The organism is Paraburkholderia sp. DHOC27 (assembly GCF_003429005.1).
Taxonomy (GTDB): Bacteria; Pseudomonadota; Gammaproteobacteria; order Burkholderiales; family Burkholderiaceae; genus Paraburkholderia.
Window position 1 is genome coordinate 436,091 of record NZ_QVQV01000003.1, and the last position, 22,822, is coordinate 458,912.

General features: G+C 64.2%; 21 protein-coding genes. 19 read left to right on the plus strand and 2 right to left on the minus strand.

Annotation, left to right across the window (positions count from 1 at the left end; translation table 11 throughout):
• Window positions 1-195: 195 nt before the first annotated feature.
• Both D0B32_RS13965 and D0B32_RS13970 read left to right on the plus strand, forming a co-directional pair.
• Window positions 196-687: a hypothetical protein gene (locus tag D0B32_RS13965; protein WP_117334562.1), complete on the plus strand. Its 492-nt coding sequence runs from the start codon at window positions 196-198 to the stop codon at window positions 685-687.
• 28 nt (window positions 688-715) lie between these two features.
• Window positions 716-1,513, plus strand: a complete 798-nt coding sequence (locus D0B32_RS13970; protein WP_117334563.1) for an endonuclease/exonuclease/phosphatase family protein — start codon at window positions 716-718, stop codon at window positions 1,511-1,513.
• A gap of 17 nt (window positions 1,514-1,530) precedes the next feature.
• On the opposite strand, the gene D0B32_RS13975 is transcribed toward D0B32_RS13970, so the two are convergent.
• The gene (locus tag D0B32_RS13975; protein ID WP_117334856.1) at window positions 1,531-2,514 is read right to left on the minus strand and encodes an aldose 1-epimerase; all 984 of its coding nucleotides are present in this window, start codon (window positions 2,512-2,514) and stop codon (window positions 1,531-1,533) included.
• A 381-nt stretch (window positions 2,515-2,895) separates the two neighbouring features.
• On the opposite strand from D0B32_RS13975, the gene D0B32_RS13980 reads away from it, so the two are divergent.
• The 5 genes from D0B32_RS13980 to D0B32_RS14000 all read left to right on the plus strand — a co-directional run bounded on the left by D0B32_RS13980 (window position 2,896) and on the right by D0B32_RS14000 (window position 9,048).
• Window positions 2,896-3,948 (plus strand): LacI family DNA-binding transcriptional regulator, encoded by a 1,053-nt coding sequence (locus D0B32_RS13980; protein WP_117334564.1) that lies wholly within the window; start codon window positions 2,896-2,898, stop codon window positions 3,946-3,948.
• A 116-nt stretch (window positions 3,949-4,064) separates the two neighbouring features.
• Complete coding sequence (locus D0B32_RS13985; RefSeq protein WP_117334565.1) at window positions 4,065-5,090, plus strand: ABC transporter substrate-binding protein; 1,026 nt, start codon at window positions 4,065-4,067, stop codon at window positions 5,088-5,090.
• Window positions 5,091-5,427: 337 nt separating this feature from the next.
• A complete protein-coding gene (locus D0B32_RS13990) occupies window positions 5,428-6,993 on the plus strand; it encodes a sugar ABC transporter ATP-binding protein (protein WP_117334857.1) in 1,566 nt (521 codons plus the stop codon).
• Window positions 6,983-8,017 carry an ABC transporter permease gene (locus tag D0B32_RS13995; RefSeq protein WP_117334566.1) on the plus strand — a complete coding sequence of 345 codons (1,035 nt, stop codon included), beginning with the start codon at window positions 6,983-6,985 and terminating at the stop codon, window positions 8,015-8,017. Before D0B32_RS13990 ends, D0B32_RS13995 begins: the two co-directional genes overlap by 11 nt.
• 71 nt (window positions 8,018-8,088) lie before the next feature.
• The gene (locus tag D0B32_RS14000; protein WP_117334567.1) at window positions 8,089-9,048 is read left to right on the plus strand and encodes an ABC transporter permease; all 960 of its coding nucleotides are present in this window, start codon (window positions 8,089-8,091) and stop codon (window positions 9,046-9,048) included.
• Here D0B32_RS14000 and D0B32_RS14005 read toward each other — a convergent pair whose 3' ends face one another.
• Window positions 9,049-9,513 carry a hypothetical protein gene (locus tag D0B32_RS14005; protein ID WP_117334568.1) on the minus strand — a complete coding sequence of 155 codons (465 nt, stop codon included), beginning with the start codon at window positions 9,511-9,513 and terminating at the stop codon, window positions 9,049-9,051. It lies immediately after the preceding gene.
• A 64-nt stretch (window positions 9,514-9,577) separates the two neighbouring features.
• On the opposite strand from D0B32_RS14005, the gene D0B32_RS14010 reads away from it, so the two are divergent.
• The 12 genes from D0B32_RS14010 to D0B32_RS14065 all read left to right on the plus strand — a co-directional run bounded on the left by D0B32_RS14010 (window position 9,578) and on the right by D0B32_RS14065 (window position 22,787).
• Window positions 9,578-10,348 (plus strand): ferredoxin--NADP reductase, encoded by a 771-nt coding sequence (locus tag D0B32_RS14010; RefSeq protein ID WP_117334858.1) that lies wholly within the window; start codon window positions 9,578-9,580, stop codon window positions 10,346-10,348.
• 533 nt (window positions 10,349-10,881) lie between these two features.
• The gene (locus tag D0B32_RS14015) at window positions 10,882-11,847 is read left to right on the plus strand and encodes a sensor histidine kinase (protein WP_117334569.1); all 966 of its coding nucleotides are present in this window, start codon (window positions 10,882-10,884) and stop codon (window positions 11,845-11,847) included.
• A gap of 10 nt (window positions 11,848-11,857) precedes the next feature.
• Window positions 11,858-12,514 (plus strand): response regulator transcription factor RqpR, encoded by a 657-nt coding sequence (rqpR, locus tag D0B32_RS14020; protein ID WP_117334570.1) that lies wholly within the window; start codon window positions 11,858-11,860, stop codon window positions 12,512-12,514.
• 336 nt (window positions 12,515-12,850) lie between these two features.
• Window positions 12,851-14,251: an amino acid permease gene (locus D0B32_RS14025; RefSeq protein ID WP_117334571.1), complete on the plus strand. Its 1,401-nt coding sequence runs from the start codon at window positions 12,851-12,853 to the stop codon at window positions 14,249-14,251.
• 308 nt (window positions 14,252-14,559) lie between these two features.
• Window positions 14,560-15,066: a (2Fe-2S)-binding protein gene (locus D0B32_RS14030; protein ID WP_117334572.1), complete on the plus strand. Its 507-nt coding sequence runs from the start codon at window positions 14,560-14,562 to the stop codon at window positions 15,064-15,066.
• A gap of 10 nt (window positions 15,067-15,076) precedes the next feature.
• Window positions 15,077-17,458 carry a xanthine dehydrogenase family protein molybdopterin-binding subunit gene (locus D0B32_RS14035; RefSeq protein WP_117334573.1) on the plus strand — a complete coding sequence of 794 codons (2,382 nt, stop codon included), beginning with the start codon at window positions 15,077-15,079 and terminating at the stop codon, window positions 17,456-17,458.
• A gap of 14 nt (window positions 17,459-17,472) precedes the next feature.
• Window positions 17,473-18,270, plus strand: coding sequence for a xanthine dehydrogenase family protein subunit M (locus tag D0B32_RS14040; RefSeq protein ID WP_117334574.1), 798 nt, complete (start codon window positions 17,473-17,475; stop codon window positions 18,268-18,270).
• 100 nt (window positions 18,271-18,370) lie between these two features.
• Entirely contained in the window at window positions 18,371-19,258 is an 888-nt protein-coding gene (locus D0B32_RS14045; RefSeq protein ID WP_117334859.1) for a MoxR family ATPase, read from the plus strand.
• A 2-nt stretch (window positions 19,259-19,260) separates the two neighbouring features.
• Window positions 19,261-20,541, plus strand: coding sequence for a VWA domain-containing protein (locus D0B32_RS14050; RefSeq protein WP_259294997.1), 1,281 nt, complete (start codon window positions 19,261-19,263; stop codon window positions 20,539-20,541).
• The gene (locus D0B32_RS14055; protein WP_117334576.1) at window positions 20,532-21,137 is read left to right on the plus strand and encodes a CoxG family protein; all 606 of its coding nucleotides are present in this window, start codon (window positions 20,532-20,534) and stop codon (window positions 21,135-21,137) included. Before D0B32_RS14050 ends, D0B32_RS14055 begins: the two co-directional genes overlap by 10 nt.
• Entirely contained in the window at window positions 21,110-22,147 is a 1,038-nt protein-coding gene (locus tag D0B32_RS14060) for an XdhC family protein (protein WP_117334577.1), read from the plus strand. Before D0B32_RS14055 ends, D0B32_RS14060 begins: the two co-directional genes overlap by 28 nt.
• Before the next feature lie 289 nt (window positions 22,148-22,436).
• On the plus strand, window positions 22,437-22,787 hold the full coding sequence (locus tag D0B32_RS14065; RefSeq protein ID WP_117334578.1) for an XRE family transcriptional regulator: 351 nt from the start codon (window positions 22,437-22,439) through the stop codon (window positions 22,785-22,787).
• Window positions 22,788-22,822 lie beyond the last annotated feature (35 nt).

Consider the following 22,822-nt stretch of genomic DNA (forward strand, 5'->3'; position numbering starts at 1 on the left):
GCTGAACCTGACCCTCGACGCGGTGTCAGAAAGAGGCTGTGGCCATCCGGCGTAAGATGAGTGGCCAGCATGGCTGGCCAGCACGGCAGCGCCGCGGGCAGGCGCGGCGCGCAATGTGCTACTGAGCACTGGCAGGCACCCAGCAGCGCCGGTCAGCAATAACAACGGGATACAAGCCCCGGAGAGCCTTCGAATATGTGGAAAACCAGTCTAGTCGCGGTACTTTTGAGCACATCCTTGTGTGCGCACGCACAGCAACCCGCCGCCCAGCAAGTCGTCACCTGGCAATTGCAGGTGGTGCGCGACGGCCAGCAAATCGACGCGTTTGACGGCAGCACGACCGTCGGCCAGGCGCATACGGACACGCATCACAAGGTGGTGCAGCACAACGTGGGCTGCAAGGACGCGCCCGGTGGCAGTATCGACCTGTCGCGCACATTGACGGTCTCGCCCCTGCAGGCCGACGCAAACTCGGTCACACTCGCCATCGACGCGCAGGAAACCCTCGAGGACGATAGCGCGCAGCAAACCGATACCGGTTGCAAGCTGCCGCCGCAGCCCCGTCAGGTCGCGGCGAATCACCCAGGGCTGAAAGTACCGGCCGGCCAATGGGCGACATGGCAGATCATCGACAAGAATCCGAGCCTGGTGTATCGGGTTCACGCCAGCCTCGCCGGCAATTCCTGACATCAACGAAAACCGTGGACCACGCGGCATGCGAAATCCCGAAGAACTGATCCGCGAAAGCACGCAGCCGAAAGACTTCATCGCCGTCAGCTGGAACCTGCATAAAGGGCGTACGCCGCTAGGCTTCCAGGCCTGGCAGGCCATGCAGCGCTGGGTGCAATCCACCCACGCCGACGCCTATTTTCTGCAGGAAGCGATGGCGCGACGCATGCCGTCGCCCATGCTGTCAGGCGGTTTTGGCGCGCCGCTGCGCGATTCGCTGGACGACGTCTGGCATTGCCAGGCCACTGAAATAGCCCGCTCGCTGGAATTGCAGATTGCGCTCGGGCCGAACGTGTTCAAACCGTCATGGCGGCACGGCAATGCGATCCTGTCGCCGCACCCGCTGGATCTCAGCGGCCGCTGGGACATCTCCGCGCACCGCTTCGAAAAGCGTGGCTTGCTGGTGGCGCGCGCCACCTTTGCGGGCCATTCGGTGACGCTGCTGTGCGCGCACCTCGCGTTGACGCGCGCCGCGCGTCTGCGGCAAATGCACTGGATTGCTCACTGGATTTCGAAGGAAGCGCCGCAAGGCCCGCTCGTGCTGGCCGGCGACTTCAACGACTGGCGTAACGACTCGGTGCCGCTCTTTGGCGAGCACGGTTTGTACGAAGTGGCGACGTTGCTCGGCGAATCCGGCCGGACGTTCCCGGCGTTCTCACCAGCGCTCGCGCTCGACAAGATGTTCGTGCGCGGCATGAGGCCCATCGAATGGATCCAGCCTACGCAGGAAACCGCGTGGCTGTCCGATCACTTGCCGTATATGGCGCGCCTGCGGGTCGAATAGCCGGCGCGCCCCACGCGTCAGACGCGCTGCGGCGTCCAGTTCACCGTCGCCGAAAGCGTCTCACCCGGCATCAAGACACAGCCGCCCACGTGCGCCTGCGTGTCGGTGGCGTTGAAGCAGTCTGTCGTGTTGCTCACCGGCTCGACGCACAACTGCTGCCGCTCGCTGGTCGGCGCGAACACCACCAGATGATCGAAAGGCGCCTGCGCGGTCATCGTGACCTGCCGCCCTTCGTCCGGCCACGCAACCGTCGCGTGACGCGACCAGCCGGCAAAATTATTGTCGAGGTCGAACGCATCCGCCGACATGCCCGTATGCAGTTCGTCGACAGCGGGGTGCGGGCCGAGATGCGTGGGCAGCACTTCGCTGTCGGCGTGCCACATGCCTTGCACGTGGGCGTACACACGGGTTTGCTCGGTACGCGGATAGTACGGGTGATGGCCCATGCCGAACGGCATCGGTTCATCGGCGAGGTTGTGCGCCGACATCGTCACGCGTAACGCGTCCCCGGCCAGTTGAATGCGCTGCTTCGCGCGATAGCGAAACGGCCAGTCGCCGCGCGCCTGCGGATCCGGCACGTGTTCGAACAGCAACTCCACCGAATTCGCCGTGCGCGCGCCCACTTGCCACGGCCGTCGCCAGGCGTGGCCGTGCAGCGCGTGCGCGAAGCGGTTGCCGTCGTCGGCGAGATCGATCGTCCGGCCTCCGAAGACGAAGCGCGCGTCGCGAATGCGATTGCAGTACGGCAGGAGTGGGAAGCTCGCCATCCTCAGTGGATCGCGCTCGGCCAGTGCCGCGTCAGTGGCCGGGCGCAGCCAGTGCACCGTACCCGTGGGGCTCGCCTCGTAGTACGCGGCGATCGCACCGCCCACCTGCGGCGCGACCAGCACACGCATGTTGCCGCTCGCGAGCGCGATCAAATCGGGATCGTCGAGCGCGAAGGCATCTGCGGCGACATTTGCTGCGGCCGGCCGGATCGGATTCAAGGAAACATCGCGCATGGTGAGAATGTAGAAAGCCGCCAACGGGTTAGGCGTGGAACGCGCGACACCCGCACGTGCAGGGCCGGCCGCGCATTCCGCGCACAGGCGCCACGTCGATGTGCCTCGGCACACGCGCAACGCCACCTACGAACCAACAGGGGTCCGCGCGTCCGAGAATCGCACGGCAGCGCGCTCAGGTCAATATTATTAGTAATAATTTTGCCAAAATGGTGCGTAAGGGAATTTGGCGGCAAGTCCCAGATGGCGGGTTTTCGCGCGTTGCCGTGGAGATATTATTAGTGGTACCGTCAGAGCGATCTTGCTAACGGCAACTTATGCCTCTGCCGCCGCTCATGCGCGGCCTGAATAATGAAAAAATCGACCCAACGTCGCCCTACGATGACCGATATCGCCAAGCTCACTGGCGTATCGCAATCGACGGTCTCGCTTGTGCTGAACAACGCGACCGGCGCGAAATTTTCCGAGTCCACCCGCAACAAGGTCCTCAAGGCGGCCCACGACCTTGGCTACCGGCTATCGCCGCGCGAGCCGGTGCTCGCCTCGACGGACGAACGCAACCTGATCGTCTATCTCGCCGACGAAATCTCGACGAGTCCGCACCCGGTCGTCAACGTGGACGGCGCCCGCGACGCGGCCTACGCGAGCGGCAAGATGCTCGCGGTGTATTCGACCCACGGCAACGCCGACATCGAACAGCAGGTGCTCGACAACACGCTGTCGAATCCGCATCTGTTCGGCGTGATCTACGCCACGGTCTACACCCGCAAGGTGACGCTGCCCGCCGCGCTGTCGCGCGTGCCGACCGTGCTGCTCAACTGCTACACGAGCGAAGGCGGCCAGTCGTCGGTGGTGCCGGCGGAAGTCGCCGGCGGGCACATCGCCACTGAGTATCTGCTGAATGCCGGCCACCGGCGCATTGGCTACATTAACGGCGAACCGTGGCAGGACGCCTCGAAAGACCGCATGAAGGGTTATCGCACCGCGCTCGCTACCGCTGATCTGCCGTTCGCTCCCGAACTCGTCCGCGAAGGCGACTGGAGCTCCGGCCTCGGCTTCGAACAGACGCTCTCGCTGATGCGCGAGCCCAACCCGCCCACCGCGATCTTTTGCGCCAACGACCTGACCGCGCTCGGTGCAATCGAAGCGATCAAGCAACTCGGTTTGCGGGTGCCCGAAGACGTGTCTGTGCTCGGCTACGACGACCAGGAAATCGCCCGTCATACGCACCCGGCGCTTTCGACCGTCGTGCTGCCCAACTACGAACTCGGCCGCTGGGCCGTCGAAACCCTGCTGCAGGAACAGCAGAACCGAGCGGCCGGTGCGCCGGTGCGTCATCGCATGGTGAAGCTGGATGGACCGCTGGTCGAACGCGCGTCAGTGAGGGTAATTACCGAGGCGAAATCGCCCATAATTAATATTATTAGTGATTGACCGATAATAATTTTGGATGGAATAATCGGCACGTCCGGTCACGGGGCGCGCAAGTGCCGATCGGCAGGAGAAGCACAAAAAGCAAATACACACCTCACCAGGTACTGGAGGAAGACATGGCATCGCTCAAACGGCAATTGCGCGGACAACGGACGGGTCGCCTGACCGCAGCTCCGCTGGCTGCATCCCTTGTGGCACTGGCACTCGGTTTTGGCGTCGCGACGGCTCACGCCGACGACGATGCGCTGCCCAAGATCCCCAACAAGACACCGCTGAAGGTCGGCTTCGCGCAGACCGAAAGCAACAATCCGTGGCGTCTCGCGGAAACCAAGAGCATGAAGGACACCGCCGCCAAGTGCGGCTGGCAACTGGTCGTCACGGATGCCAATGGCTCGAACTCCAAGCAGGTCTCGGACATCCAGAACATGATCGCGCAGCACGTCGATCTGCTGGTGTTCCCGCCGCGTGAAGAAAAGCCGCTCTCGCCGGTCGTGTTGCAGGCGAAGAAGGCCGGCATTCCGGTGATTCTGGTGGACCGTGACGTCGATCACTCGGTCGCCAAGCCGGGCCAGGACTACATCACCTTCATCGGCTCCGACTTTATCAACCAGGGTCAGCGTGCTGCCGACTGGCTGGTGAAAGCCACCAACGGCAAGGCCAAGATCATCGAACTCGAAGGCACGACGGGCGCGTCCGCTGCGAACGATCGCAAGAAGGGCTTCGACGACGTAATCGCCAAGCACCCGGACATGCAGATCATCGCTTCGCAGGACGGCGATTTCTCGCGCGACAAGGGTCGTCAGGTGATGGAAACGTTGCTGCAGGCCCATCCGGACGTGACCGCGGTCTACGCGCATAACGACGAAATGGCATTGGGCGCGATCGCCGCGATCAAGGCCGCCGGCAAGCAGCCGGGCAAGGACATCCAGATCGTGACGATTGACGGCACCAAGGGCGGCATGGATGCCATCGCGGCCGGCGAACTCGGCGCAAGCGTGCAGTCGAGCCCGTTCTTCGGCCCGCTCGCCTGTGACGTGGCGCAGAAGTACGCGAAGGGCGAGAAGATCCCGACCTGGGTGAAGGTCTCGGACCGCTTCTACGACAAGGGCAACGTCGCGCAAAACACGCAGTACGGCTATTGACGCGTATTGATTGCGAGCAGGCTTGAGAGGTGGCGCACCTGAAGGGCGTCCGTGCGGTAGGCGGAGGTCTGCCAGTCAGGCTTAGACAGCACCTTGGGGTGCCCACCTCGCAGGAAGTCCTCCGCTCCGAAGCTGGTCCCTTTTGGGGACGGGGGGACGAGAAGGGTTCGAAGCGGCGCGTTCGTTTGACGACGGACCGTCGCTTCGCTTTGTCTTGGGACTACCATGGAGTGATGTCGCCTCCAGCAGGAGAACAGACGTGATTCAATCCGGCAGCCAAACGCCGCCCTCTTCCAGCACCAGCCCCACGCGCAGCGAGCGCCCCGTGCTGCTGGACATGCAGGACATCCAGATCAGCTTCGGCGGCGTGCCTGCCTTGCGCAACGCGAAACTCACCGTCGCCGCAGGCGAAGTGCATGCGCTGATCGGCCAGAACGGCGCCGGCAAATCCACCATGATCAAGATCCTCACCGGCGCATACCGGCGAGGCAGTGGCAGCGTGCGTTTCGAAGGCCGCGAGGTCGATTTCCGTACGCCGAAAGAAGCCCGCGAAGCCGGCATCAGCACGATCTATCAGGAGATCAATCTGGTGCCGTTCCGCTCCGTCGCGGAGAACATCTATCTGGGCCGCGAGCCGCGCCGCTTTGGTCTGATCGACTGGCGCACCGTGCAGCAGCGCGCTGCCGCGTTGCTCGAATCGTTCGGTTTGCAGATCGATGTGAAGAAACCCGTGCACACCTATTCCACCGCCATCCAGCAGATGGTGGCGCTGGCGCGCGCGGTGTCGTCCGACGCCAAGATGGTGATCATGGACGAATCCACTTCCTCGCTCGACGAGCGCGAAGTGGAACTGCTGTTCAACGTGGTCCGCAAGCTGCGCGACGACGGCCGCGCGGTGATCTTCGTCTCGCACCGGCTCGATGAGCTGTACGCCTTGTGCGACCGTGTCACGGTGATGCGCGACGGCCAGACCGTCGCCCAGAGCACGATGGCCGAGATGGACAAGCTGCAACTGGTCACGACCATGCTGGGCCGCACGCTCGCCGCCGTCGTGCAGGACGACGCCGACGCGCGCGAAGCCAATCTGGCGCGTCGTGGCGCGCAGGTCATCGCGGCGCAAGGCCTGAGCGCGCACCCGAAGGTGAACGACGTGTCCTTGCAGGTGCATGCCGGTGAAGCGGTGGGTCTCGCGGGCCTGCTCGGCTCGGGCCGCACGGAAACCATGCGCCTGATGTTCGGCGCGGATCCGCTCGAACACGGCACGCTGTCCATCGGCAGCGAAACGGTGGCGCTGAAGACGCCGCAGGATGCGATCGCGCGCGGCCTTGCGTATCTCACGGAAGACCGCAAGGGCGACGGCATCGTCCCCGAACTGTCGGTGCGCGACAACCTCACGCTCGTGTGTCTGCGCACGCTGTCGAAGCACGGCATCGTGGACGTGAAGAAGCAGCAGGCCATCGTCGATCGCTTCATTGCGTCGCTCGGCATCAAGCTGCGCTCGCCGGACCAACCCATCCGCGAACTCTCGGGCGGCAATCAGCAGAAGGTGCTGCTCGCGCGCTGGCTGGCGGCCGAACCGTCGCTGCTGCTGCTCGACGAACCCACGCGCGGCATCGACGTGGGCGCCAAAGCCGACGTCGCCAAGATCGTGCGTGAACTACGTGACAACGGACTGGCCGTGCTGCTGTCCGCGTCGGAACTGGAAGAACTGACCGCGGTGGCGGATCGCGCCGTGGTGATTCGCGACGGCCGCACGGTCGCCGAACTGAACGGTGCTGAAATGAGCGAGACCGCCATCATGGATGCCATTGCCTATGGCAGCGACGGCGCTTCGCAGATTGCGGAAGCAGCCCATACGGCCCACATCGAAGACGCGCTGGAGGGCGACCGTCATGACGCTTAAGTCGTTGCGCAACGAGCCCGCGCCGCCGGTTGCGGCTTCCGCTGTGTCCTCCGCCGCTTCGGCGTCGGCATCTTCATCGGAGGCGGTAGCGAAGAAGCGCCATCGCATCACGATCCAGCGCGAAGTCATCGTCTTGCTGGCGATGCTGATCTTCAACCTGCTCTTCACGCCGCACTTCTGGTCGCTGCAAACCTTCAACGTCAACATGACGCAGGTGGTGACGATCGTGATCGTCGGCATTGGCATGACGCTGGTGGTGGCGACGGGCGGCATCGACTTGTCCGTGGGTGCATCCATGGCGATCTCGGGCGCGCTCGCGCCGATGCTGTTCATGAACATCCCAGGGCCGGGCGGGATTGCACTGGCCTTCGTGCTGCCAGTGATCGCCGCCGCCGCATGCGGCGTGTTCAACGGCCTGCTCGTGACGAGGCTCTCCGTGCAGCCCATTGTGGCGACGCTGGTGCTGTTCATCGCCGGCCGCGGCATTGCCCAGGTCGTCACGGACGGCAGCCTGCAGGCCTTCGACAACCCCACGTTCCAGTGGATCGCGCTCGGCAAGGTCGCCGGCGTGCCGTTCCAGGTGCTGCTGATGCTGGCGCTGGTGGGTCTGTTCGTATGGGTCGTGCGCAAGACGCTGTTCGGCCAGTACCTGCTGATCACCGGCGGCAACGAGAAGGCTGCATATCTGTGCGGCGTCCCCACGCACCGCGTGAAGCTGATCGCCTACACGATCTGTGCGGCGCTGGCGGGTCTTGCGGGGCTGATTTCGATTTCGGTGAATTCGTCGTCGGATGCGAACGTGGTCGGGCTCGGCATCGAACTCGATGCAATCGCGGCGGTGGCGGTGGGCGGTACAGCGTTGACGGGCGGCAAGGCGTATATCGGCGGCACGCTGATCGGTGCGCTGATCATCCAGTTGCTGCGCTACACGCTGCTCGCGCACGGCATTCCCGACGCAGCCGCGCTGGTCGTCAAGGCGGGGATCATCGTGGCCGCCGTGTACGTGCAACGGCGCCAGCGTTGAAACGGCCCGGCTCACTGCCTGCGCTTCATACCCGGTAACCACGCGCCCTCAAAGACTTCGGACTCGACGCGATGAAAAAGAATCTCCCCATCCTGCTCGCGCTCGCCGCACTCGTCGTGCTCGGGATCGTGCGCTACGACCACTTCGCCTCGGCGTACAACATCAACGCGTTCTGGCGCTACAACTCGATGTTCGCGCTGATCTCCATTGGCATGGCCTTCGTCATCATCACGGGCGGCATCGACCTCTCGGTGGGCACGGTCGCGGCCATGTCGAGTGTGGTGGCGGCGCTCGCCAGCAACTACGGCGGCTGGGTAGCAGTGCTCGCCGGCACGGTTGCCGGTCTGCTGGTCGGGGTGCTCAACGGCATCATCATCACGCGGCTGAAAATCCTGCCCTTCATCGTGACGCTGGCGACCAGCCTCGGCGCGCATGGTCTCGCGCTGTTGTTGGGCAAGAACGACGCCGTGTCGATTGCGGCCAATTCGAACTTTGGCAACTTCGGCCAGGGCGATCTGCTCGGCATGCCGATTCCCGGCATCGTCGCCACGGTGGCCGCCATCGCGGCCTGGCTCGCGCTGCGCAGCACGCGCTTTGGACGGCATTCGCTGGCCATTGGCGGCAGCGAAGAAGCGGCCCGTCTGATGGGGCTGAACGTCGACCGCACGCTGGTCGCGGCTTACGCGGTGAGCGGCCTGCTGGCCGGCATGGCAGGCGTGATTCTGGCGGCGCAGTTCGGCGCCGGCCAGCCGAACGAAGGGGTGGGCTGGGAGTTGTTTGCGATTTCCGCCGTGGTGCTGGGCGGCACATTGTTGACCGGCGGCGAAGGCTCCATCGCCATGACGATTGCCGGTGTGCTGCTGCTGGGCCTCGTCTTCAACCTGCTCAACTTCGAAAACGGGCTCGGCTTCATCAGCCTGTCGGCCTACTGGCAATCGGTGATTCGTGGCGTGTTCCTGCTGCTGGTCATCGTGATGCAGGCGCGCCTGCTCAAACAGCGCGGCCGCAAGCGGGCCGTGGTCACCGCCTGATCACAGCCAGATAACCGCTTCTTGCGATCCTTGTGATGGCGGCGCAACAACGCCGCTTTCACCGTCAATGCAGCGTTCCGCGCGCTTTGGCGGCCGTTTTGCGCACATTCCCGCGTTGTTTTGCCGCTTTTTGCCAGTTTTAGCAGCAGGGTCAATGCTGCGCTGCGCGATAGGTTTCGGTATCATCCCAAAATAGTCGTCAGGGCACGCGCGTACCCGCGCACCGCCCAGGCCAAAGATGGCGGTCGCCCGCTCGACATCAGCCGTCGCCGCCGTACCACGGCTGAACCCGGCCGTACCCCGCCGACAAGCCTCGCTGCGTGCCTTCCGACGCCGAAGCCGCAAGTCCGGCACCCGCTTGAGCACGATCAACGCTGTGCCGCCGACCCTCCGGGGGCAGGCGCGGTAAAATAGCGGATTACGCATTACTTTTCCGAGTAGCGGGTGAGCGAGGTAGCGCAGCATCGCCCTTGCCGTGCCGGCCGGTTATTCGTCTGGCCGTCTTCGTTTCCGCACCATCCAAGAAGCCATGAGCAACCTGAATCAACAAACCGTCCTGAGCGTCCATCACTGGACCGATACGCTTTTCAGCTTCACTTGCACGCGCGACCCGGGGTTCCGCTTCGAGAACGGCCAGTTCACGATGGTGGGCCTGGAAGTCGAAGGTAAGCCGCTGATCCGCGCTTACAGCCTCGCCAGCGCGAACTACGAAGAGCACCTCGAATTCCTGAGCATCAAGGTTCAGGACGGTCCGCTCACCTCGCGTCTGCAGCATTTGAAGGTCGGCGATCCGGTTCTGATCGGCAAGAAGCCGGTCGGCACACTGGTGGCCGACAACCTGCTGCCGGGCAAGACGCTGTGGCTGCTCTCCACGGGTACGGGTCTCGCGCCGTTCATGTCCATCATCAAAGATCCGGACATTTACGACCGCTACGAGCGCGTGGTGCTCACGCACACCTGCCGCTTCGTCGACGAACTGGCGTACAAGGAATACATCACGGACCACCTGCCCGCGCACGAGCACCTGGGCGAGCTGGTTCAGGAAAAGCTGCTGTACTACCCCACCGTCACGCGCGAAGCGTTCCAGAACCGCGGCCGGATTACCGAGCTGATCGAAACGGAAAAGCTCTTCGCCGACCTCGGCGTGCCGGGCTTCTCGCTGGAAAACGACCGCATCATGCTGTGCGGCAGCCCCCACATGCTGCGCGACACGCGCAAGCTGCTCGACGACGCGGGCTTCCAGGAAGGCAGCAATAACGCGCCGGGCCACTACGTCGTGGAAAAGGCGTTCGTGGGCTAAGCGCAACGCGCCAACCTCACCGGCGTGCGCCGCTGACATGGCGGTATGAGCACCATCTAAAAACCGGAGCCTTCGCGCTCCGGTTTTTGTTTTTGCGCCGCTATTCGACCAAGCCAGAAACGATCGCGATTCGAACGCCACTTTCCCACTATGCGAGACGCATGGCTTTGGATCCGTGGTTACAAATCACGCGCGGAAGGCATCCGCTGCGTGTCAGCATTTTTCCTACATGCAAGCCGAATATGACTTGTCAACCATTGCATCAATAAAGCGCGCTAAGTCCTGCTGGGCGTGCAATTTTTCATTTTTTTAAGCTATTATCCGGGTCACAAACAGACGGTTTTGACCCCCACCAGGGTTACATCCGATTTGTTACCGAATGTAAATTTCGTTACGCTGCCACGTAGCGATTGTCCGTCGCAGGAATTCGCGTCGGACAGGTCCGGGGGCTTTAGACTCATGCGTTCCATCCTCATCGCGCCGCCGAAGCGCGCCCGGTTTGCCGTGAAGCTGGCTTTCTGAGCGGGATAGTCATGGAAACGTCCGTCGTCGTACCGATCAATACGCATCTGACCGTTACCAGCGTCAACACCACGCCTGACCTGCGTGGTCTGGGCGAACTAAGCGACGGGTCACCCAGCGCCGACGCAGCACGTAACGCGTTCACCCTGGGTGTGACGCTGGAACACCCCGTCACCGCCCAGCCTGCTATCCATCCTCAACGTGGCAAAGCCAGCGCCGCCAGTGCGGCCGAGCTGGAAAACGCGCGTTTGCGGGCGCGCGTGCGGGAACTGTCTGCTGCGCTCGTTGAGGCACAGGAGGCGGCCGCCCAGCACCTCGCCCGCGAACTGCATGACAGCGTGGGCGCTGAATTGACCGCCACGCACTTCGCCCTGGCGAATGTCGAAACCTGGCTACCCGCCGACGCGCCGCCGCAATGCAAGGCCGCGCTCGAGGTGGCGAGCCGCTCGCTCAAGCTGGTGGCCGAAGCCACGCGTCAGACTGTGGCGGAGTTGCATGCGCCGTCGCTGGAAGGCGGAATTGTTGGCGCGCTCTCTCAATGGACCGGCGACTTCGCCGCCCGCACGCAACTGCGCACGAGCTTCGTCTGCGCCGCCGATCTGCGGCTCACGCGCCTGCCGTCCAATGCCGCACTGGCCGTGTTCCGGGTCGCCCAGGAAGCTTTGAACAACGTCGCCAAGCACGCGCGGGCGAGTGCTGCGGACGTCCGGATCGAAACCAGTCGTCGCCACCTGACGCTCATCATCAGCGACGACGGCGCAGGGCTCGCACCCCGCACGCGCGCCAAACAAGGTCATTTCGGTCTCGCCGGGATGCGCGCGCGCTGCGCGGCCTTCCACGGCAGCGTGCAGATTGGCGCGCGCGGCCGGGAACACGACGGCGCCGAGACCCGCGGCACCACGGTCCGCGCCCGCTTCGCATGGGACGCGATGCTCGCCGACGCCGCGGGCGCCGAGCGCCGTTTCCTGTTCTCGTGAGCGCGCCGTCATGAGTCTGCGCATCCTGCTCGCCGACGATCACGCCGTGGTCCGCCAGGGCGTGCGCCAATTGCTGCTCGACCGTGGCGTGGCGAGCGACGTCGCCGAGGCCGAGACCGGCGCGGAAGCGCTCGCCGCCATCACAAAACACGCGTACGACGTGGTCCTGCTCGACATCTCGCTGCCCGACATGAACGGCGTCGAAGTGCTGAAACGCCTCAAGCGCAAGGCCCCGCGCGCCGCCGTGCTGATGTTTTCGATGTATCGCGAAGACCAGTACGCAGTGCGCGCGCTGAAGGCAGGCGCGGCGGGCTATCTGTCAAAAACCGTTGATGCCGCGCAGATGATTGCCGCCATCCAGCAAGTCGCGGCGGGCCGTAAATACGTCAGCCCGGCGATGGCCGAGGCGCTGGCCGACTATGTCTCGTTCGACGGCGAGCAGTTGCCGCACGAAAAGCTCTCGGATCGCGAATATCAAACGCTGTGCATGCTGGCCTCGGGCAAGCGGCTGACCGACATCGCCCATACGCTGTCGCTCTCGGTCAAGACAGTCAGCGTGTACCGAACCCGGCTGCTCGAGAAGATGAAGCTGCGTAACAACGCAGAACTCACTTTCTACGTGATGAGCAACCGGCTGGTCGACCTCAACCCGGCGATGACGGGCTGACGCTTCCGCGTGCATCGGGATGCCTGGAAAACACTGGCGCCCGATGCGGATTGCTTGATGCAAATTGACTAATGTCAGGCATCCAGCCTGGCAGCGGGCTCGCCCGCGTTGAGCGGTTCCCGCCCATACCCCATCCTGTCGAGAAAAAGCCTTGCCGCGCTATCCGCGCACGGGCAACGCACGCGCTGAAATCCTCAGGTTTCGGCCATAATCTGCTCCCCCTTCCACGCCCCGCCTTGACCGTCCAGCAAAGGATTCGCGCGGCCGTCCGCTAAAATAGAGGGTTTTCTCGACATTCGGCGCGCAAGACGCGTGCACTACTGGAGATCCTCGCCAATGTCCCTGTTCCGCAAAAAAAGCGTCGAGCATATGCTCGCGGCCAGTGCCAGTGGCGCCGGTCTGAAGAAAGCCCTCGGCGCGCTCGACCTGACCTTCCTCGGCGTTGGTGCCATCATCGGCACCGGCATTTTCGTGCTGACCGGCACGGGCGCCGTGCAGGCCGGCCCCGCGCTGATGCTGTCGTTCATCATCGCCGCCATTGCGTGCGGTTTCGCCGCGCTGGCGTACGCCGAGTTCGCCTCGACCATTCCCGTGGCCGGCTCCATCTACACCTACTCGTACGCCACGCTCGGTGAGCTTGCGGCCTGGATCATCGGCTGGGATCTGATGCTGGAATACGGGCTGGCAACGTCAGCGGTGTCGGTGGGCTGGTCGGGCTATCTGCAGTCGCTGCTGTCGGGCTTCGGCATTTCACTGCCAGTGGCGCTGACCGCTGCGCCAGGCGCGCTGCCCGGTCACGAAACCCTCTTCAACCTGCCCGCCTTCCTCGTGATGATGGCGATTACGGCGGTGCTGTCGGTGGGCATCCGCGAATCTGCGCGCATCAATAACGTCATGGTGGCGATCAAGGTCATCGTGGTGCTGCTGGTGATCGCCGTGGGCGTATTTCACGTCACGCCGGCCAACTGGCACCCGTTCATGCCGAACGGCTGGAACGGCGTGTTCGGTGCGGCTGCGGTGATGTTCTTCGCCTTCATCGGCTTCGATTCCGTGTCGTCCGCGGCCGAAGAGGTGAAAAACCCCAAGCGCGATTTGCCCATTGGCATCATCGCGTCGCTGGGCGTGTGCGCGGTGCTGTACGTGGCGGTCGCGGCCGTGGTGACGGGCATCGTGCCGTCCGCGCAGTTCGCCAATATTTCGCACCCCGTGTCATATGCGCTGCAGGTGGCCGGCGAAAAATGGGTGGCCGGTTTCATCGACCTGGGCGCCGTGCTCGGCATGCTGACCGTGATCCTCGTGATGGCCTATGGCCAGACGCGCGTGATCTTCGCGATGTCGCGCGACGGTCTGCTGCCGGCCAGGCTCTCGCATGTACACCCGCGTTTCTCCACGCCGTTTCTCACCACATGGCTGGTGGGTCTGTTCTTTGGGCTGATCGGCGCGCTGGTGCCGCTCAACGTGCTCGCGGAACTGATCAACATCGGGACGCTGGCGGCGTTCTCGATGGTGTCGATCGCGGTGCTGGTGCTGCGCAAGACCCATCCGGAGTTGCCGCGTGCCTTCCGTTGCCCGGGCGTGCCGGTCGTGCCGATTCTCGCCGTAGCGTCGTGCCTGTTCCTGATGCTGAACCTGCAACGGGTCACGTGGATCGCCTTCATCGTCTGGCTGCTGATCGGCATGGTGATCTACTTTGGTTACTCGCGCCGGCATTCGAAGCTCGCGCATGGCGCCCACTAGCCTCTGGAACGCTGGTTTGAACGTCATACGGTGAGGTTCATCCCTCCAATGAAAAACGGCACGCCTGCTCACGCAGCGTGCCGTTTTTCATTGCCCAGCCACCGCCAGCCACTTTCACCACCCACCGCATTCCCAGCGCGTCTGACCGCCACCCGGCCAATTTCCCCGAATAGCACCCCTGACCGATTTGTGCTTTACTTTTCGCTGGAACCATAAAAACACAAACCGAAGCGAGCCCTCACAGCAGGCAGGCGGAAGGTAGTGGCAGTGGGCCCGTGCCGGTCTCGATCCCCCAAAGGAGACAGTTCATGGCGATCAGCATCAGTCTGACGGTCAACGGCGCGCCCGTTACCGCGGAAATCGAACCCCACACGCTGCTAGTCCAGTTCCTGCGCGAGCAGATGCGCCTCACGGGGACGCACATTGGCTGCGACACAGCACAATGCGGCGCGTGCACGGTGCATCTGAATGGCCGCGCGGTCAAATCGTGCAACATCCTCGCCGTCCAGGCGGAAGGCGCGAATATCACCACCATTGAGGGTCTCGCCAAAGACGGCGAGCTGCATCCCATGCAGGCGGCCTTTCGCCAATGTCACGGCTTGCAGTGCGGGTTCTGTACGCCCGGCATGGTGATGAGTGCGACCTCGCTCGTCCAGCGCCAGCCCGAGCTCACCGAAGCGGACGTCCGGGCTCAACTGGATGGCAATCTGTGCCGCTGTACGGGGTATCACAACATCGTCAAGGCGGTGCTCGAGGGGGCTGCCGGCATGAAAGCGGGCGCGACTACGCAAGCCGGCGCTCCGGTTACTGCCTGAGGAGCCGACGATGAACGCACCCGACCCGCATCCGCTGATTGGCGCCTCCGTCCAGCGCAAGGAAGACTATCGCTTCCTGACCGGAAATGGTCAGTACACCGATGATGTCGTCCTGCCCCAGCAAACCTACGCCGTCTTTCTGCGCTCGCCGCACGCGCATGCACTGATCAAAAGCATCGACACCGCTGCCGCGAAGCAGTCGCCCGGCGTGGTGGCCGTGTTCACCGGCGCGGATATGGCCGCGGACAGCGTGGGCGGCCTGCCGTGTGGCTGGCTGATCCACAGCGTCGACGGCAAGCCCATGAACGAGCCGCCGCATCCGGTGATTGCGCACACCAAGGCGCGTCACGTCGGCGATCAGGTGGCACTGGTGATCGCGCATTCGCTCAAGGCGGCCAAAGACGCCGTCGAACTGATCGAGGTGGACTACGACGTGTTGCCGGCCGTGGTGGATACGGCGCATGCGGCTGATCCCGGTCAGCCCGCCGTCCACGACGAAGTGCCGGACAACACCTGCTACACCTGGGGCCACGGCGACAAGGCGGCCACCGACGCCGCCTTCGCCAAAGCCGCGCACGTCACGACGCTCGATATCGTCAACAACCGCCTGATCCCCAACGCAATCGAGCCGCGCGCGGTCAACGCGAGCTGGTCGCCGCAGGACGATAGCTACACGGTGTATGTGGCGAACCAGAATCCGCACGTCGAGCGTCTGCTGATGGCGGCATTCGTGCTGTCCTTGCCGGAATCGAAAGTGCGGGTCATCGCGCCGGACGTGGGCGGCGGTTTCGGCTCGAAGATCTTTCTCTACGCGGAAGACGTCGCGCTCACGTGGGCCTCGAAGAAAATCCGCCGTCCGGTGAAATGGACGGCCGAGCGTTCCGAGGCCTTCATCTCCGACGCACACGGCCGCGACCACGTGACGAAAGCCGAACTGGCGATGGACGCCAACGGCACCTTCCTCGCCATGCGCGTGCACACCATCGCCAACATGGGGGCGTATCTTTCGACGTTCGCCTCGAGCGTGCCGACCATCCTCTATGCGACGCTGCTCGCGGGCCAGTACGCCACCCCGGCCATCTACGCCGAGGTGAAAGCGGTGTTCACCAACACGGTCCCGGTGGATGCCTATCGCGGCGCGGGGCGTCCAGAAGCGACCTACGTGGTCGAGCGACTGGTGGAAACCGCCGCACGCGAGATGAATCTGGAGCCCGCGGAAATTCGCCGGCGCAACTTCATTCGCAGCTTTCCGTATGCGACGCCAGTCGGCCTCACCTACGACACCGGCGACTACGAAACCTGCCTCGCGCGCGCCGAGGAACTGGCCGACGTCAAAGGCTTCGCCGCCCGCAAGCAGGCCTCGGAACAGAACGGCAAGCGCCGCGGACTCGGCTACTCGTGCTACATCGAAGCGTGCGGCCTCGCGCCGTCCAATATTGCCGGCGCGCTCGGCGCACGGGCGGGCCTGTTTGAGGCTGGCGAAGTGCGCGTGCATCCCACCGGTTCAGTGACCGTGTTCACGGGCTCGCACAGCCACGGGCAAGGCCACGAGACTACCTTCGCGCAGGTCGTCGCGGATCGCCTGGGCATTCCGCTCGCCAACGTCGAGATCGTGCACGGCGACACGGGCCGCATTCCGTTCGGCATGGGCACCTACGGCTCGCGCTCCATCGCGGTGGGCGGCTCGGCCATCATGAAAGCGCTCGACAAGATCGAAGCGAAGGCCAAGAAGATCGCCGCGCATCTGCTCGAAGCCTCGGCAGACGACATCGAGTTCAAGAACGGCGTGTTCCGCGTGGCGGGCACCGATCGCACCAAGGCGTTCACGGACATTTCGCTCGCCGCCTATGTACCGCACAACTACCCGCTCGAAACGCTCGAACCGGGCCTCGATGAAAGCGCGTTCTACGATCCCACCAACTTCACTTATCCGGCCGGCGCCTACATCTGCGAGGTGGAGGTGGATCCGGATACCGGCGAGTGCCGCATCCAGCAGTTCACCGCCGTCGACGATTTCGGCAACGTGATCAACCCGATGATCGTCGAAGGGCAGGTACACGGCGGGCTCGGTCAGGGCATCGGTCAGGCGATGCTCGAACGCTGCGTGTACGACAACGACAGCGGTCAGTTGCTGTCCGGCTCGTACATGGACTACGCGATGCCGCGCGCGTCCGACCTGCCGAGCTTCACCGTGGAAACCGCCAAGGGCACGCCGTGCACGCACAACCCGCTCGGCGTGAAAGGCTGCGGCGAAGCCGGGGCGATCGGCTCGCCACCGGCGGTCATCAACGCGATTCTCGATGCGCTCGCGCCGCTCGGCGTGAAGGATCTCCAGATGCCTGCTACGCCGCATCGCGTGTGGTCCGCCATTCGCACCGCCCAACAACCCTGAACGGAGCAGCCGTCATGTACGCATTCGACTATCACCGCGCGGCCGACCCGAAAGCGGCGGTCGCGGCGCTCGCTGGCGACAGCGACGCCAAGTATCTCGCAGGCGGGCAGAGCCTGTTGCCAACCATGCGCCTGCGTCTCGCGCAGCCTTCGAAACTGATCGACGTGACGCGGATCGCCGCACTCAAGGAGATTCGCGTCGACGCCAACGCCGTGACGATCGGCGCGGCCGTCTGTCATGCGGACGTCGCGGAGCACGCGGATATCCAGCGCGTGCTGCCGGGTCTCGCCAGCCTCGCGGCGCATATCGGCGACCGCCAGGTGCGCGCGCTCGGCACGATTGGCGGCTCGCTCGCCAACAACGATCCTGCAGCCTGCTATCCGGCCGCGGTATTGGCCCTCGGCGCGACGATCGTGACGGACCGCCGCCGCATTACCGCCGACGATTTCTTTGTGGGCATGTACGAAACCGCGCTGGAGCCCGACGAGCTAATCACGGCGGTAGAGTTTCCCGTCGCCGAACACAGCGCCTACGAGAAATTCCGCAACCCGGCTTCGCACTTCGCGCTAGTGGGCGTGTTCGTGGCCAAACATGCGAGCGGCGTGCGGGTGGCGGTGACGGGCGCAGCAGCTTCGGTGTTTCGGGCAACGGCGCTGGAAACCGCGCTTTCAGCGGATTTCACGCCAGCGGCCGCACGGAAAGTCACGGTCTCCGCCGATGAACTGAACACGGACATGCACGCGAGTGCCGAGTATCGCGCACACCTGATTCCGGTTCTGACGGCGCGGGCGGTGACGACGGCAAACGGATAGCGCGCCGCGCGGCGAGCGATGACGCCACGCTTTGCACGCCGCTGCATTGCGTGGCTCGCGACTTCCGCCCCCCATCCGCGCCCAGCTTCACAGGACCATGATGCAACCCGCTTCAATCGACGACACCCTCGCCCAGCTCGCTGCTCAGGACTACTTTGCCAATCGCGAGCTGGCGACCGCGCTGTTCCTTGCCTTGCGCATGGAACGGCCGCTGTTCGTCGAAGGCGAGCCGGGCGTGGGGAAAACCGAACTGGCGAAGGCGGCCGCGGGATTGCTCGGCACCTCGCTGTTACGCCTGCAATGCTACGAAGGTCTCGACACTGCGAGCGCGCTCTACGAATGGGACTACCCGCGCCAGATCATGGCGCTGCGGCTCGCCGAAGCAGCCGGCGAACGGCCCGCCAACGACACGCTGTATCGCAGCGAATTCCTGCTCAAGCGTCCGCTCCTGCAAGCGCTCATGCCCGACGAACAACATCCGGGCGCGCGCCGTGTGCTGTTGATCGACGAGATCGACCGCGCCGACGAGCCCTTCGAAGCGTTCCTGCTCGAACTGCTGTCCGACTTCCAGGTGTCGATTCCCGAATACGGCACGGTACGCGCCGAACAGCCGCCGCTTGTCGTGATGACGTCCAATCGCACGCGCGAAGTGCACGATGCGCTCAAGCGCCGATGCCTCTACCAATGGATCGGCTATCCCGAGCGCGAGCGGGAACTGGCCATCGTCGCAGCGCGCGCACCGCAAACCAGCGCGGCGCTACAGCGGCGCGCGGTAGATTTCGTGCATCAGCTCCGCAGCATGGACCTGTTCAAGGCGCCGGGCATCGCCGAGACGATCGACTGGTGCCGCGCGCTCGCCGCTCTCAGTGTCACCGAACTCGATCCGCAATCGGTGCGTGACACACTCGGCGTGTTGCTCAAGTATCAGGACGATCTTGCGCGCATCGACGCCGCGCAGATTGCCCAGTGTCTGGCAGTGCCGGAGTGATGATGACGAGCACAATGCAAAGCGCGCCCGCGGGCCACGCGCTGCCATCCACGCTGGCGTACAACGTCGTGCATTTCGTGCGCGTCTTGCGCGGCGCGGGCTTGCCGATGTCGCCTGCGCAAGCCGTGGACGCGATCACCGCCTTGCAGTGGATCGACCTCGGGCGCCGCGACGACGTGCGCTCGGCGCTTGCCGCGTTGCTGGTCTCCGCGCCCGACGAACGCGAAATCTTCAACGCCGCCTTCAACCTGTTCTGGCGCGACCCCGACTGGGAAGGCAAGCTACGCGCGCTGTTGTTGCCCAAAGCGCGCAATGGCCTGCCGCCGCCCAAACGCAACAACCGGCTTGCCGATGCGCTTGCTGCCCGCTCGCTGCGTCCCGATGCGCACACCACCCGCGACGACGAGCCGCGCGAGTTGCATGCCCATGTCACCTTCAGCGCGGAAGAGCGTCTGCGTCATCGCGACTTCGACACGCTCACCGCAGACGAATGGCGTACCCTGCGCCACGTGATCCGCGGTCATCGTCTGCCGCTCGCCACGGAACCCACGCGCCGTCTCAAGGCGGCCTCACGTGGGACCCACGCCGATCTGCGCGCCAGCGCCCGCCACGCCGTCCGCTCGGGCGGCGACTGGACGCGCTGGAAGTACCGCGCCGTGACCGAACGCAAGCCACCGCTCGTTCTGCTGCTGGACATTTCCGGCTCGATGAGCGCGTATTCGCGCGCTGTGCTCTACTTCTGCCATGCGCTGCTGCAATCGCGCGAGCGTCTGCAGGTGTTCCTGTTCGGCACACGCCTCACCAATGCGACCCGCGCCCTGCGCGAGCGCGACCCGGATGTGGCGATTGCCGCGCTCGCCGATCAGGTGGTGGACTGGTCAGGCGGCACGCGCATTGGCGCGACTCTGGCCGAATTCAACCGCCGCTGGGCGCGCAGGGTGCTGGGCGGCCGCGCAACCGTGCTGCTCGTGACGGACGGCCTCGACCACGAGGCAATTCCGCTGCTCGGCACGGAAATGACGCGGCTGCGCCGTTTCGCGCATCGCATCATCTGGCTCAACCCGCTGCTGCGCTACAGCGAGTTCTCGCCCAGGGCGCGCGGGGTGCAGGCGATCCTGCCCCATGTGGACGCGCACCGTCCGGTACATAATCTCGACAGCCTGGCGGCATTCGGCCGCGATCTCGCGCAGTTGACCCGGGCGCCACGCGTTGGCGAAACCACTCGCCGCGCTGAGATCGCCGGAGCAGCCACGATAGCAAGAGGAGCAACGCAATGGAATTGACCGAAAGTTATACGCTGCCCGTTTCGCAGCAACGCGCGTGGGAAGCGTTGAACGACACGGCGGTTTTGCGCGCGTCGATTCCCGGTTGCGAGAGTATCGAAGCGGACGGCGAGAACGCCTTTGCGCTGTCGATGAGTGCGTCGGTCGGGCCCGTCAAGGCGCGCTTCAAGGGGCGTATGGTGCTGACCAACGTCAATGCGCCGCACAGCTATACCATCGTGTTCGAAGGCCAGGGCGGCGTGGCAGGCTTCGGCAAGGGCGAGACGCAGGTGACGCTCGAACCGGAAGGCGACGACGCCACCCGGCTCACTTACACAGCGAGCGCGCAGGTTGGCGGCAAACTCGCGCAGATCGGCTCGCGGCTCGTCGACGGCGCGGCGCGCAAAATCGCCAGCGAATTTTTTAAACGCTTCACCGCGCAAGTCACCGGTGAAGATGCCATTACCAGCGAGACCGGCTCCGACACGTCTGCGGAAACGGCCTCGTCAGGCGCAGCGGATTCCGAATCCAGCAGCGCCCAGACCGATCAAACTGCTGACCCGGCAGATCAAGGAAAGAGGAAGAAATCATGGACAGCGTGGATCTCGAAGTCCTGAAGTCCAGCGCGCGCTGGCTCGAACAGGGACATCGCGCGCTACTGGTAACGGTGGTCAAGACGTGGGGCTCGTCGCCGCGTCCGGAAGGCGCCATGCTCGCCGTGCGCGACGATGGCCTCGTGGTGGGGTCGGTGTCCGGCGGCTGCATTGAAGACGATCTGATCGAACGGGTCCGGCAGCGCGGCATCGAGCAAACCGTGCCCGAAGCGGTGAAGTACGGCATCACGGCGGAAGAGGCACACCGCTTTGGCCTGCCTTGCGGCGGCACGATTCAGTTGGTACTCGAACCGTTGAGTCTGGAGAGCGGCGTTGCCACGTTATGCGCTGCCGTGGAGGACGGACATCTGATCGCGCGGCGCGTCGATATGGCGTCCGGCGCCGTGCAGCTCGTGCCCGCTGAAGCAACCGACGGCGTCGACTTCGACGGCCAACGCCTGTTGACCATCCACGGTCCGCGCTATCGCATGCTGGTGATCGGCGCAGGGCAGCTGTCGCGCTATCTCTGCAATATCGCGGTGGGCCTCGATTATCAGGTCACCGTCTGCGATCCGCGTGAGGAATACACCGACGAATGGGACGTGCCCGGCACGAAGATCGTGCGCACCATGCCCGACGATACGGTGCTCGAGATGAAACTCGACGAACGCTGCGCCGTGATCGCGCTGACGCACGATCCGAAGCTCGACGACCTCGCACTGATGGAGGCGCTCAAGACGCCGGCGTTCTATGTCGGCGCGCTTGGTTCGCGCCGTAATAACGCGGCGCGGCGCGAGCGTCTGAAGGAGTTCGATCTGAACGATACCGAACTGGCGCGTCTGCATGGGCCAGTGGGTATTTACATTGGTAGCAGAACGCCACCGGAGATTGCCGTGTCCATTCTTGCCGAAGTCACCGCGGCAAAGAACGGCGTCTCGCTGCCCACGCTGCTGCAAGTGGAAGGCGCGAAAGCCGCGCGCGAGATCGCCGCGAGCAGCGGCGCGGCTTGCAGCGTCGAGTCGCTGAGCCGTTAAATTTTCGCGTCGCAGGCTAGTCTATAGCGAACTCAAAGTTGGCCAACTGGCTGACTGTCTGACGCTTCCGCAAATCCGTAGCATGTCCTCAGATACGACGCATTGATAGGCGGGCCGCGTGCCCGCGCGTCATGCGGCCGTAGCGTCGCGCTCAGGCATTCCATGACGTTCGCACGGACTGACCGTATGCGCGGATCGTACGCGCCGATCACACGCGGAGCGTATTCCTTTGACGGAATATTCCTTTGAGGATATGTTTATTCGTGGCTTGAATTCGAGGTGGCGAACGATGACCAACAAGTTCTCGGAATTGCGGGCAAAGATGCCGCCTGAAGCGCGGGCCCGTTCGGAACGGCAAGCAAACGAGATACTCGCCGAGATGGCACTCGCCGAAATGCGTCGCGCGCGCGGTCTTTCACAGGAAGAACTCGCCAGTCTGCTAAACGTGAAGCAGCCGAGCATCGCCAAGCTCGAACAACGAACGGACATGTACATTTCCACGTTGCGCGATCACATCCACGCATTGGGTGGCGAACTGGTGATGTTCGCCCGCTTCCCGGAAGGCGATGTAAAGATCAGTCCATTGGGAGAGGCGTCTGCCAATGCGAGCGTCGGCACGGGCACGAAAGGCTCCGCCTGACGGAAGCGTCCTGAAAGAGAGCCTCTGCGTCACCC